The 12348-nt window shown below is 62.7% G+C and carries 13 protein-coding genes; 5 read left to right on the top strand and 8 right to left on the bottom strand.

Features of this window, described 5'->3' with window-relative positions; genetic code table 11:
* Nucleotides 1-51: 51 nt before the first annotated feature.
* From LCM4576_RS23560 to LCM4576_RS23580, 5 genes are all read right to left on the bottom strand, one after another.
* The gene (locus LCM4576_RS23560) at nt 52-1218 is read right to left on the bottom strand and encodes a hypothetical protein (protein ID WP_071034891.1); all 1167 of its coding nucleotides are present in this window, start codon (nt 1216-1218) and stop codon (nt 52-54) included.
* Between the two features lie 419 nt (nt 1219-1637).
* Nucleotides 1638-3443 (bottom strand): ABC transporter ATP-binding protein, encoded by a 1806-nt coding sequence (locus LCM4576_RS23565; protein ID WP_071034922.1) that lies wholly within the window; start codon nt 3441-3443, stop codon nt 1638-1640.
* 373 nt (nt 3444-3816) lie between these two features.
* Nucleotides 3817-4218: a GNAT family N-acetyltransferase gene (locus tag LCM4576_RS23570; RefSeq protein WP_071034892.1), complete on the bottom strand. Its 402-nt coding sequence runs from the start codon at nt 4216-4218 to the stop codon at nt 3817-3819.
* Between the two features lie 7 nt (nt 4219-4225).
* Nucleotides 4226-5905, bottom strand: a complete 1680-nt coding sequence (locus LCM4576_RS23575) for an NAD+ synthase (protein WP_071034893.1) — start codon at nt 5903-5905, stop codon at nt 4226-4228.
* A 113-nt stretch (nt 5906-6018) separates the two neighbouring features.
* Nucleotides 6019-6732, bottom strand: coding sequence for a DNA-3-methyladenine glycosylase I (locus LCM4576_RS23580; protein WP_071034894.1), 714 nt, complete (start codon nt 6730-6732; stop codon nt 6019-6021).
* A gap of 92 nt (nt 6733-6824) precedes the next feature.
* Here LCM4576_RS23580 and LCM4576_RS23585 point away from each other — a divergent pair, with 92 nt between their 5' ends.
* Nucleotides 6825-7388, top strand: a complete 564-nt coding sequence (locus LCM4576_RS23585) for a DUF1003 domain-containing protein (protein WP_071034895.1) — start codon at nt 6825-6827, stop codon at nt 7386-7388.
* Nucleotides 7385-7984, top strand: a complete 600-nt coding sequence (locus LCM4576_RS23590; protein ID WP_071034896.1) for a DedA family protein — start codon at nt 7385-7387, stop codon at nt 7982-7984. The genes LCM4576_RS23585 and LCM4576_RS23590 overlap by 4 nt, the downstream gene beginning before the upstream one ends.
* 9 nt (nt 7985-7993) lie before the next feature.
* Here the strand turns inward: LCM4576_RS23590 and LCM4576_RS23595 are convergent, their stop codons facing one another.
* Nucleotides 7994-8353, bottom strand: a complete 360-nt coding sequence (locus tag LCM4576_RS23595) for a diacylglycerol kinase (protein WP_040981437.1) — start codon at nt 8351-8353, stop codon at nt 7994-7996.
* Nucleotides 8354-8431: 78 nt separating this feature from the next.
* Nucleotides 8432-8851 (bottom strand): GFA family protein, encoded by a 420-nt coding sequence (locus LCM4576_RS23600; protein ID WP_071034897.1) that lies wholly within the window; start codon nt 8849-8851, stop codon nt 8432-8434.
* Between the two features lie 319 nt (nt 8852-9170).
* Between LCM4576_RS23600 and LCM4576_RS23605 the strand changes: the two genes are divergently transcribed.
* The 3 genes from LCM4576_RS23605 to LCM4576_RS23615 all read left to right on the top strand — a co-directional run bounded on the left by LCM4576_RS23605 (nt 9171) and on the right by LCM4576_RS23615 (nt 11409).
* Nucleotides 9171-10241, top strand: coding sequence for a GGDEF domain-containing protein (locus LCM4576_RS23605; RefSeq protein WP_071034898.1), 1071 nt, complete (start codon nt 9171-9173; stop codon nt 10239-10241).
* A gap of 63 nt (nt 10242-10304) precedes the next feature.
* Nucleotides 10305-10682 carry an antitoxin Xre/MbcA/ParS toxin-binding domain-containing protein gene (locus tag LCM4576_RS23610; RefSeq protein WP_040981443.1) on the top strand — a complete coding sequence of 126 codons (378 nt, stop codon included), beginning with the start codon at nt 10305-10307 and terminating at the stop codon, nt 10680-10682.
* A complete protein-coding gene (locus tag LCM4576_RS23615; RefSeq protein ID WP_071034899.1) occupies nt 10642-11409 on the top strand; it encodes an RES family NAD+ phosphorylase in 768 nt (255 codons plus the stop codon). Before LCM4576_RS23610 ends, LCM4576_RS23615 begins: the two co-directional genes overlap by 41 nt.
* Before the next feature lie 151 nt (nt 11410-11560).
* Here LCM4576_RS23615 and LCM4576_RS23620 read toward each other — a convergent pair whose 3' ends face one another.
* Nucleotides 11561-12265: a hypothetical protein gene (locus LCM4576_RS23620; protein WP_041007173.1), complete on the bottom strand. Its 705-nt coding sequence runs from the start codon at nt 12263-12265 to the stop codon at nt 11561-11563.
* Nucleotides 12266-12348: the final 83 nt, after the last annotated feature.

Here is a 12348-nt window from a genome sequence, read left to right on the forward strand (position 1 = left end):
GGCGACTTCGCCATAGCCTTCCGTCCGGAATTGCGTCGTATCGCAAGATCGTCAGACGCGGCCGAAATCATCGGAACTGAGCCGGGTCCAACGATCGCCCATCAAACCGCCGATGAAGATGTCGCCGGAGCGGACCRCTTCCGTGACCTCGGCAATGCGCGAGCGCACCATCGTGCCCCCGGCATAGTGGAAGAAGACGTTCTTGTAGCCGAAGAGTTGAGGCATGAACCTGCTCTGGGTCTGGCCGGCAATGCCCACGCAGCCCAAATCCCGCGCAGCCGCAATGAGAGCATCCAGCGTTGCCCCCCAGTGGGACCCGGACGCCTGGATTTGCAGGAGGTTCGCGATGCCGCCGGCCTGGCCATAGAAGGCGTAGCATCCCAGCATCTTGCCTGTTTCATCGTGAATTCCGCCGAAATGAAGTGGCCCGTCGGCTTGCTTCTCAGCCGCCAGCGCGAGCAACCGCGGCAACTCGCCATCCCTCCAGCTCGGACGCAGGGAATAATCGGCCATGAGGACAGGCAGCCGCTCCGCGAACCGGGCCRCATCGATCGGCTCCCGATGGATCCGTTGGCTTGACGAATGCTGGGCCGCCGGCTCGAACCTTTTTCGTGCGAGCGCATCCAACGCTCCCGCGAAGKGATCGAGCGCAAGACGAGGCATCCCCGGCCATTTGYGGCGCAGCATGGCGACGGCCATAGCGCCCGGCCGGAAAACACAGGTCCATTCCAGACAATGCACCGGCAGGAGCTGATACTTCATCGGACGCGCGAAGGCCAAGGATGTCCGGTTGGCGGAATCGGTCAGGTACAGGTCGAATTCGCCTTGATGCAGGGCACGCAGCAATTGTGGCCCGGCCCAACCGTGGTCGATGCTGGAGTCGGTCATGAATGGACCGATGATGGCGGCGTTCAATGCCGTTCCGTTGAGCTCATAGCGGGCCCTCAGGACGCCCATGAAGCCACCCAATCGGCCCTGCGGGTCGATCTGGACAAGAGCCTTGCTCTCATCGCCGCCGAGGTAAAGCTCCCTCATATAGTCCGCCGTCCGCGCGATGGCGCGGTCGCGCTGGCGGCGACGATGGCGAAACTTCGTCAGGAAGAGCGCGGCGACATGCTCGAGATCCCCGGCGGCCAAATGCCGGACCAAGCCATGGGATTCCAGCGCCGACGGCCCGACCACCTTGCCCGGGCCCGCTTTTGCGGAAACAGGATTCATCGTGAATGCCTATGCGAAAGCGCTGAAGGCTGCCGTTGTTCCCAAAGGAATCTCCATCCGGTCGCTTCCTGCAAAAAAATCTCAAAGAGGCCTTACTCTGCCACTCCCAGTTTTCTTTTCTGTAAATACATCAGGATAATTGCTTAAAGCTATAAACATACATAAAAACTAAAATAGAAACTCATAAATGTTAGGTATATATAAAGTAGTTTGAACAGTGTATTGAGCCGCCCTAACCGCATGACGGGAGGGCGGTTGCAAATGCAGGCGGACTGCCCGGACGATCCTGGCGGGGTAGCAAGGGTCGGACATAACGCCCCGCGGCCGTTTCCGTGAAACGGTGAAACGCTCCAGCGAGATTGATCCCGGGCCGCATGGCGTCTGACTGCGCCCGGCTAAAGCCGGGCGCAGTCCTTTCCTCAGGCGACGAGGCCCTTGGTCAATTCGAGCGCCTGACGCTCGAAGAGCCGCCGGTAGATGCCRCCGTTCAGCCGGATCAGGTCGTCATGCGAACCTTCCTCGGCGATACGCCCGCGATCGAAGACCAGCAGCCGGTCGAGCGCCCGCACCGTCGAGAGCCGGTGCGCGATCACCAGGGTCGTGCGCCCGACCATCAGCCGCTCCATCGCCTTCTGGATCAGCACTTCCGATTCCGAGTCGAGGCTCGACGTCGCCTCGTCCAGGATCAGGATGCGCGCATCGGCCAGGAAGGCGCGGGCGATCGCCACGCGCTGGCGCTCGCCGCCCGACAGCTTCACGCCACGCTCGCCGACCAGGGTTCCATAGCCCTTGGGCAGGCTGGTGATGAAATCATGCGCGCTGGCGAGCTTGGCTGCGTGCTCGATCTCGGCTTGGCTGGCGCCGGGCCTGGCATAGGCGATGTTCTCGGCAAGYGAGCGGTGGAACAGGATCGGCTCCTGCTGGACGATGGCGATCTGGCCGCGCAGCGAGGCCTGCTCGACCTGCGCGATGTCCTGCCCGTCGATCAGGATCCGCCCGGCATTCACGTCATAGAGTCGCTGGATCAGCTTGACGAAGGTCGTCTTGCCCGAACCCGAATGYCCGACCAGCCCGATGCGCTCGCCCGCTGCGATATCGACCGAGAAATCGCGGTAGAGCGGCAGCCGATGATTGCCGTAGTGGAACGTCACCTTGTCGAAGGCGATGCGTCCATCGGTGATCCGGATCGGCTGGGCGCCGGGCCGGTCCTCGATGCCGAGCGGCTCGGACTGGAAGTCGACCAGTTCCTCCATGTCGTTGATCGAGCGCTGCAGGTTGCGGATATGCGTGCCGATGTCGCGCAGATAGCCCTGCAGCACGAAGAACGAGGTCAGCACGAAGGCGACATCGCCGGCGCTTGCCTGCCCCCAGGCCCACAGCATGAGGGCAAGCCCGATAACCGCCGCCCRCATCACCAGCAGCAGCACCCCTTGCGTGGTGCCGTTGGCGGTGCCGCGCATCCAGGTGCGGCCGGTGCGCAGACGCCACTTGGCGACGACGCGCGCCAGCCGCGTTTCCTCGCGGGTCTCCGCGCCAAAACMCTTGACGACGGCATTGCAGCTCACCGCGTCGGCCAGYGCGCCGCCCAGCCGCGTGTCCCAGCTGTTGGCGAGCCGCGCGGCGGGCGCGACATAGCCGAGCGACAGCATCGCCGTGACGGCGATGAACAGCGCCGAGCCGGCCGCCACGACGGCTCCCATCAGCGGCCAGAACCAGCCGAGTAGCAGCGTCGATCCGACCAGCATGACGACCGACGGCATCAGCGCGATCAGGATGGTATCGTTGAGCAGATCCAGCGCCCACATGCCGCGCGTTATCTTACGCACCGTCGACCCGGCAAAGCTGTTGGCGTGCCAGTCGGTCGAGAAACGCTGYACCCGATGGAAGGCATCAGCGGCGATGTCCGACATCATCTTCAGCGTCAGCTCGACGATCCACAGGAAGGCGACATTGCGCAGCACGACGCCTGCCAGCGCCAGCGCCATCAGGATCGAGAACGCCACCATCGCCGCATTCCACGCGACTGCGTCGGTTCCGGCGCCGCCGGCGACGGCATCGACCAGGCGGCCGGAATAGAAGGGCGTCAGCACATCGGCCAGCGTCGAGAGCAGGAAGGCGCCCATGATGAGCGAAAGCCGCCACGGCTGGCGCCGCCAGTGGCTGAACGTGAAGCCGAGCACGCTGCGAAAGGCGCTCGCGCGCAGATCAATCTTGAAACGAGCCATGATGTCATCCGGGCGCAAACGAGCCCGGTCCCGGAAAAWTCGAATTGGAAAACCCGCATCAGCGCCCTGCGGCGCCGCAAAAGAGCGGGAGGTTCAGTATGGTGGACCGCCTGCCCTGAGGCGGCGACCGGCAGCGGCAAATGCCCGTCCTGCGTCCGGCTCTCCGAAAAAGCTTCGGAAAGCCCGAGCAGACCTAGGCTTCGCGGCCTCGCATAACGATGTCAAATCCTGCCATACGGTCCTCCCGGAAGGGAATCGCGGAGACGCCCTTATAGGGAGACATCAGCCGGTCGCCAAGCCGGCCTATCGCCAAAACGGCATCTGGTCCAAGCACTGAGACGAATTTGCAACAACGGCGGGTTGTAGCGGGACCTCAGGCAGCGGGTGAGCGATCCAGCCGCATGTAACGACCCTCCGTCCGGAATCCGAACTTCTGATAGAGGCTGTGAGCGTCGTTGGTTGTGAGGCTCCAATGAGAAACGGTCTTCATATCGGGATGATCGAGGAGTGCTTGCACAAGCTGTTTGCCGATCCCATGCCCGCGACGCTCCGGCCAGACGATGACGTCGAGTAGATAGGCAAAGACGGTATAATCGGTGATCACGCGGGCGAAACCGACCTGCTCACCATCGAGATAAGCCCCGGCGCAAAGCGAGTTCTCGAAAGCGCGGCGGTTGGCCTCGTCGGTGCGGGACGCACCCCAATAGCTTCGCATGAGCTGGTCGGAGGTCGCCCGGAAATCGATCCGCGACAGGTCGAAACTGATTTCAAGCATGCGAAGGCTAACCGCGGTCCCGGAACCGGTTGGTGATCGGGTAGCGGCGGTCGCGGCCGAAATTCTTCCTCGTGATCTTCACGCCGGGCGCCGCTTGGCGGCGCTTGTATTCGGCGATGTAGAGCAGGTGCTCGACGCGCGTCACCGTCGCCCGGTCGTGGCCGCGCGCGACGATGTCGTCGACGCTCATCTCGTTCTCCACCAGACATTCCAGGATGTCGTCCAGCACCGGATAGGGCGGCAGCGAATCCTGGTCGGTCTGATTTTCGCGTAGTTCCGCCGACGGCGCCTTGTCGATGATGTTCTTTGGGATGACCTCGCCCGAAGGGCCGAGCGCGCCCGGCGGCACATGCGAATTGCGCCAGCGCGACAGCGCGTAGACCTGCATCTTGTAGAGGTCCTTGATCGGATTGAAGCCGCCGTTCATGTCGCCGTAAAGCGTGGCGTAGCCGACAGACATCTCGCTCTTGTTGCCGGTGGTGACGACCATCGAGCCGAACTTGTTGGAGATCGCCATCAGGATGGTGCCGCGCGCGCGGCTCTGCAGGTTTTCCTCGGTGATGCCTTCCTGGGTGCCTTCGAAGAGCTGCGTCAGCGCATGCTTGAAGCCTTCGACCGGCTCGGAGATCGGCACGATGTCGTAGCGGCAGCCAAGAGCGCGCGCGCAGTCTTCCGCGTCCTTCAGCGAATCCTTCGACGTATAGCGATAGGGCATCATGACGGTGCGCAGCCGCTCCTCGCCCAGCGCATCGACGGCCAAAGCCGCGCAGATGGCGGAGTCGATGCCGCCGGAAAGGCCGAGCACCACGTTCTTGAAGCCGTTCTTGTTGACGTAGTCRCGCAGGCCCAGCATGCAGGCCCGATAGTCCGCCTCTTCGCGCTCCGGGATCTTCGACATCGGGCCTTCCGAGCAGACCCAGCTGTCTCCCTTTCTCTTCCAGGTGGTGACGTCGACCGCCTCCTCGAACTGGCTCATCTGGAAGGCAAGAGTCTTGTCGGCCCCGATGGCGAAGGACGCGCCGTCGAAGATCAGCTCGTCCTGCCCGCCGAGCTGGTTGGCGTAGATCATCGGCAGTCCGGTTTCGATGACCTGGCGGATCACCACCTGGTGGCGGACGTCGATCTTGGCGCGGTAATAGGGCGAGCCGTTCGGCACCAGAAGGATTTCGGCGCCGCTTTCGGCCAGCGTCTCGCAGACGGCGATGTCGCCCCAGATGTCCTCGCAGATCGGAACGCCGATGCGCACGCCGCGGAAATTAACCGGACCCTGCAGTTCCGGCCCGGCCTGGAACACGCGCTTCTCGTCGAACTCGCCATAATTCGGCAGGTCAAGCTTGTAGCGCTCGGCAATGATCTTGCCACCGTCGGCGAAGACGATGGAATTGTGTGTGCCCGACTTGCGCTTCAGCGGCGTGCCGATGATGACGCCGGGGCCGCCATCGGCCGTATCCTTGGCGAAATCCTGCGCCGCTTTCTCGCATGCCCTCAGGAAGGAAGGCTTGAGCACCAGGTCTTCCGGCGGATAGCCGGCGAGGAAGAGCTCGGTATAGAGCACCAGGTCGGCGCCCTGTCGCGCCGCGTCCGCCCTTGCCTCGCGCGCTTTTGCCAGATTGCCGGCGACGTCGCCGACAGTCGGGTTGAGCTGGGCGACGGCGATGCGCAGGATATCGGGAGCGGTCTGGGTCATGGAACGGATGTAGCGTGGCTCAAATCGCCCCGCAATGGCGTTTGGTTGTGCCACTCAGGATCGACCACAGGTCGTATCCTGATAGATCGGCAACGCTGATCAGTCCTGGCCACCTAGTCGCCCATATACTCGCGCAACGCCTCCGCCGAGCGGTTCTCGCCGATCGACATCGCCAGGATGCGCGAGATGTGGCGGCGCGGCAGTCCGGTCTCGGCCGACCATTGGTTGATCTGCGCCTGGATCTTGTCGAGGTCCCGCTTCGAGGTCGGGTTCTCGGCGATATCGAGGCCGGCGTCGCGCAGCGCCGCYGCCATGTCCGACGAGACGACGAACGTGTCCCATTCCAGCCAGCGCAGGAAATACTGGCCGGTGTTGCCGCCGAGACGGCTGCCATGCTTGGCGAGATAGGCGGTCAGGCCGACCTGATCATCCGCAGGCCATCCGGCGATGAATTTGCCGAAACTGCCATGCTCCTTCGAGACGCGGTCGACGAAGGCGGCGTTGTCGCGCACCGACTTGATCTTCTGCGGGTTGCGCACGATGCGGCTGTCGGACGCCAGCTCGTGCCAGAAATCGTCGGGCTGGAACAGAAGCCGCTTCGGCTCGAAGCCGAGGAACGCTTCCTCGAAACCCGGCCATTTCTGCTCGATGACCCGCCACACGAAGCCTGCGGCGAAAATGCGCTCTGCCATGGTGGAAAGAATGCGATCGTCGGGTACTTTCRCCACCGCCGCATTGTCGGGCCTAGGGCCAAGCAGCGGCTCCAGCACCGCCTCGCCGCCCTTGCGCTTTGCCGCCCGTGTATGGATTTTCCGGAAATCGAGCATCTTTGTCCTCGCCCTGTTCGCCGCAATCTAGCACTTCACGTCCGGCCCGGCAGCCTCTACGTCTATCGACGCCCGGGCGAAGGAGAAGACAGATGAACAAGATCGTCGAGGACATGGCGAACCGTTTGCTCAAGCGAAAACCGGAAGGTTTCGGTCCGCTCGAGAGCCGCGTGCTRCAATCGACGCTTGAGCGCACCACAATCACGCGCGACACCAACAAGGCCGTCGCCTTCCACGCGACCTATGGCGACCGCGTCGCCGWCACGATCGCCAGGATCGGCGGCTCCTGGTCCTTCATCCTCGGCTTCCTGGCCTTTCTCGCCGTTTGGACTGTCGGCAACGCCTGGCTGCTCACGCGCGACGCCTTCGACCCCTACCCTTTCATCTTCCTCAACCTAGTGCTGTCGATGCTGGCGGYGATCCAGGCGCCGGTGATCATGATGTCGCAGAACCGCCAGACCGAGCGCGACCGCATCGACGCTGCGCATGACTACGAGGTCAATCTGAAGGCCGAGATCGAGATCATGGCCTTGCATGAAAAGCTCGACGAGCTGCGCCACAGCGAGATCATCGGCATGCGCGACGAAATCCTGCGCATGGCCGAGCAGATCAGGCGCATCGACGAGAAACTGTCGGCGCGGCCAGCAACGGAATGAGCGAGACCATCCATCATCTCATCGAGCAATACGGGCTGATCGCGGTCTTCCTGGGTTGCGTCGCCGAAGGCGAAAGTGCCGCGATCCTTGGCGGCTTCTTCGCCCACCAGCATGTTTTCGTGTTGTGGCAGACTTTCCTCGCCRCCTTTCTCGGCGCTTTCGCCGGCGACACCTTCTTCTTCACCCTGGGACGTAGCTTCGCCGAACATCGCTATGTGAGAAGATTGCGCAGGCGTCCGGGCTTCAGCCGCGCCTATCGCCTGCTTAACACCCATCCCAACATATTCGTACTGACCAACCGCTACATCTACGGCATGCGCCTGGTCGGCGGCATCGCCGCCGGCCTGTCGACTGTGCCCGTGCCGCGTTTCGTCATCTTGAATGCCATCTCCTCTGCGGCCTGGGCGGCCCTGTTCAGCGGCATCGGCTATATCTTCGGCCTGGGCGCGGAACAGATGGTGGGTGAGGCGTTCGCGCGGCATGAACGCCTGCTCATTGCCCTTGGTGTTGGCCTCGTCGTCGCTGTTGTTGCCTGGCTGGTCGGCCATCATTTTGCCGGACGCGAACGCGCCAAGGAAGATCAGGCAGGGTCCTGATCCGCAAATTCAGATCGGCGCGCCGATCAGGCGCTCGATCAAGGCGATGCCCCAGACGCCGCCGGCGATCACGATCGAAATCAGCACGGCCAGTGAGCCGCAATCCTTGGCGAGCTGGATCTCGATGTGGAATTCGCGCGAGATCGCGTCGCAGGCTGCCTCGATGCCGGTGTTGAGCACTTCGACCATGATCAGCAGCAGCACGGCGCCGATCAGCAGGGCATAGCCGCGCCAGGAGACCGAGATGAACCAGCCGGCAGGCAGGGCGAGCGCAAGCAGCATCAGCTCCTGCTGGAATGCCTTCTCGTGCGCGGCAAGCTTGCGAAAGGCTCGTACCGAATTGATGAAAGCGTCGATCAGCCGCTGCATGCCCAGCCCCGTTTCGAGTAACCGTCAGGGGGATATCGCAACGGCCGGATCAAGGGAATAAGGCAGCCGCGTCAAAAATCATTCGTCCGCCACCTTTATCGACGGCGTCGACTTCTCGAACTGCGGCAACCCGTCGTCGATCGAATAATAATCGCCCTTGTCGCCGACGAAGATGTGGCTTTCCGCGGAAAGGCCACTTGGCCTCTCGAAGGATCCGGCCATGATCGAGATCGTGTCCAGTTCATTGTGCTTCCAGAATAGCAGCGAACCGCAGGTGCGGCAGAAGCCGCGTTTCGCCACGTCGGACGCGCCRTACCAGTTGAGCGAATCGGCGCCCTCTATGACGATATCGGCATCCTTGGAGGCAGTTGCCGCGACGAGATGGCCGGTTTGYCGGCGGCATTGCGAGCAGTGGCAGTAGACGACGCCGCGCAACGGGCCGCTCGTCCTGAAACGCACTGCCCCGCACAGGCACGATCCGCTGTGATTGTCGTCCATCCGGGCCTCCTTCGACCTTCCGCTGATCCATTGCCGGACAGAATTTCAGGTTTGAAATGGCTGGGCGCAGGCAAATGCGACACCGAAGCGGCGCGTTTCAAAAGCTGCGCCTCACACGGCTTTGCACCCTGCGGTAGCAGGGACATCGAGGAAATGCAGGCCATTAAGGAAACTTTAGCGCAACTGCATCTATGATTCCTGCAAGCGAAAGTCGTGTTGGGGACGCGCCGTCGCATTTATGGTTCCGATTCAAATCCCCGCATGCGCGACACCCGGCGGTGGCAGGTCTCCGGTCGCACTGAAGGGTAGTGAACAGAACATGCAGCCGGCAGCCGTTCCGACCGACAGGAATACCGACATCGCCAGCACCGTCGTGGCGACGATGCGTCAGCTCGGCGTGCTCGGATTGCCGCGCAACTATGAGATCTTCTACGAGGCGCTGAGCGGCAGCAATCATGAGCTCAGCCTTGCCGTCGTCTCGTTGAGCAACCGCCCGACCCAGGAGGACCTCGACGGCATCGGGCGCACCTTCTTCCCCCAGCATCACGGTCCGRCCATCGTCGAGCACGCCCGCGAGATGGTTGCGAACGAGCTCGAGGAAATCGCCGCGCTGTTGCGCAGCGAACGTTCGCATATCGAAAAATATGGCCGCATCCTCGATGAGACCTCGATCGGCCTGAGCAACCGCAGCCTGCTTTCCCAGGAAATCCTCCAGAAGATCGCCGGYGCGATGTCTGCAGCCACCAGCTCGACGATCGACCATKGCCGCCAGATCGCCAGCACGCTCAGCGAAAAGACGGCCGAGCTTGAAAGCGTCAAGTCGAAGCTCGAGGAATACAAGCGGCTTGCCGACACCGATCCGCTCACGCAGCTGTGGAACCGACGCGCCTTCGACAAGGAGATCACCCGGATCTACAACAGCAACCGCGGCATCCTGTTCAACGCCTTGATCCTTGCCGATATCGATCATTTCAAGGACATAAACGATCGCTACGGCCATCCGGTCGGCGACAGGATCCTGCAGATCATCGCCGAGATCTTCCAGTCCAGCGTCCGTTCCGACATGTTCGTCGCGCGCACCGGGGGCGAGGAGTTTGCGTTTATCGTCGAGGGAGCCAGCGAGGGCGCCACATACGAGATCGCTGAGCGCATCCGCGTGCTGATCGAGCATACCCCGTTCACCAGCAGCCAGACCGGCATCAATTACGGCACCGTTACCGTGTCGCTGGGCATCTGCATGGCCTCGGAGGCCGAAAACCCCGAAGATCTCTACGCCAAGGCGGACCGCGCGCTTTATCGTTCCAAGGTCGGCGGCCGCAACCGTGTGACGAAGCACTCGGCCACGGCCGGCCGGGCCGGTAAAGGCTGGCTGCTTTACAAGAAAGATTGACGTCGCCCTTTCCAGATGAATTTTTGTGGATTATATTTTCCATAGAAATGAAAGGGTGCGCTCATGCAACGTCCAGTCGCGGCCGCGGCGGCGGCCGAAAACGCTGTCATCACCAAGGCCACGCTGCGCGCGGCAGATCTGCTCGACATCACCGCCAGGACGCTCGCTCTGGTCATCGGCGTGTCGGAAGCGACGGTCTCGCGCATGCGCAAGCAGGAATTCCTGCTTGAACGCGGTACCAAGCCGTTCGAGCTGGCGGTGCTGTTCGTCCGCCTGTTCCGCTCGCTCGACGCGATCGTCGGCGGCGACGAGACCGTTGCCCGGGCATGGCTGAAGAACCCMAACACCACGCTCGACGGCACGCCGCTCGAAAAGATCCTGACGATTGCCGGACTTGTCGATGTCATTGCCTACCTGGACTCCCGGCGCGCTCTCGTCTGAGGCCGTCAGGCTCGAAGGCAAGTACTGGCGCATGGTCGAGGCGCAGCATCGCGTCTCGACCCTCAAGCTCGTCGACACGCTCGACGAGCAGTCGCTGCTGGAAGACCTCATCGAGGACACCAAACCGCATATCCCACTGGAATGCCGCCACCTCCATTACGTGTTGTCGACGCCTTTTCGCTATGGCTCCGTCTATCCATACGGCTCGCGCTTCCGCCGCGCCGGCAAGACCAAAGGCGTTTACTATGCCGCCGAGACGGTGCTGACGGCGGTGGCGGAAATGGCCTTCTACCGCTTGCTGTTCTTCGCGGAGTCGCCGGCGACGCTATGGCCGAACGACGCCGCGGAATACACTGCCTTCGCTGCTGCGATAAAATGCGACCGCGCGATCGACCTGACACGGCCGCCGCTCGATCGCGACGAGAAGGCCTGGACCCAGCCCACCGATTACACCGCCTGCCAGGCGATCGCCGATGTCGCGCGCGAAGCCGAACTGYAGGCGATCCGATATCGCTCGGTGCGCGATCCGAAGGGCGCCAACATCGCGCTGCTGACCTGCAAGGGCTTTGCCAAGGCAAGGCCGCTGGAGCCGCAGACCTGGCGCATCCGGATCGRCTCCTTCGGCCTGCAGGCGATCAGTGAATTCCCGGAGAAGAGGCTGGAATTCTCACGCGCCGCCTTTTCCGATCCACGACTGGCCGGAATGCGCTGGGAGCGCGGCCACTGACATCAGCGGTAAGGCTGTGTCGAGATTCAGGTCAGGCCGAGTCGAAAACGGTGGCCTCCGAGAACCGGAGCGGAGCGTACTAAAGTACGTGAGCACCGGAAGCGCAGGAGGGCGCCGTTTGCAGGCCGGCCTCACCTGAATATCGGCACAGCTAGGCCAGGATGTTGACCGCACGCGCGGCCACCAGTGCGATCGTCAACAGCGAGATCATCGCCTCGGCCATCATCAGGAGCTTGGCGCGCTGCGTGAGCGGCAAGGTGTCGGTCGGCGAGAACGCCGTGGCGTTGGTGAAGGCCAGGAAGACATAGTCGACGAAGCCCGGCAGCCAGCCCTGTATCTCGCGATCGGGCAACGTCATTTGCGGGAACAGGAAATCGGCATGCGCGCGCTTGACCAGGCCGCAGGTCGGCGGACCGCCGCGGTCGGTGCTCCAGAACCACAGCGCGAAGACGATCACATTGGTGACCCAGATGTTGAGCGCGTCGACGAGCAGTGTCGTGCCGGCGCCGGCATGTCCTTCCAGCAGCGCCCGCACCAGGAAGACCAGCGACCCGCAATTCATGATGCTGATGACGCCCGTCATCACCAATGCCGTGCGGCGGATGTAGAGGCGCAATCGGCCGATAGCGTACCAATGCTCATGGTCGACGGCGTTGCGCGTCTGCATCTGTGTCCAGGCCGTTGCTATCGACAACGGCACGAGGAGCGCGGCCTCGACCGTCGGAGCCAGCCAGCGTGGGCCGAAGGACAGGTTGTTGATGACCAAAAGCTGCAGGCAGATGATGACGAGAACCGCCGCGCGCGCCGACCAGAAGTCGAGCCCACGGTGATGGATGACGGCGTGCTGGTGACGCATGGAGGCACCTGGATGACTGGAGCATGATGCCGAAAAGTGTGGAGCGGTTTTCGGACGCATCATGCCCTGCCGCTGGAACCGCG

Origin of the sequence: Mesorhizobium sp. LCM 4576, from assembly GCF_001854815.1 — a bacterium.
In the GTDB taxonomy this organism is placed as follows: domain Bacteria; phylum Pseudomonadota; class Alphaproteobacteria; order Rhizobiales; family Rhizobiaceae; genus Mesorhizobium; species Mesorhizobium plurifarium.

What these genes read in the sequence shown, in the direction of transcription:
- LCM4576_RS23620 (WP_041007173.1), bottom strand. Translation starts at nt 12,265, where the DNA reads ATGCGTCACCAGCACGCCGTCATCCATCACCGTGGGCTCGACTTCTGG.
- LCM4576_RS23595 (WP_040981437.1), bottom strand. Translation starts at nt 8,353, where the DNA reads ATGCAGCGGCTGATCGACGCTTTCATCAATTCGGTACGAGCCTTTCGC.
- LCM4576_RS23570 (WP_071034892.1), bottom strand. Translation starts at nt 4,218, where the DNA reads ATGCTTGAAATCAGTTTCGACCTGTCGCGGATCGATTTCCGGGCGACC.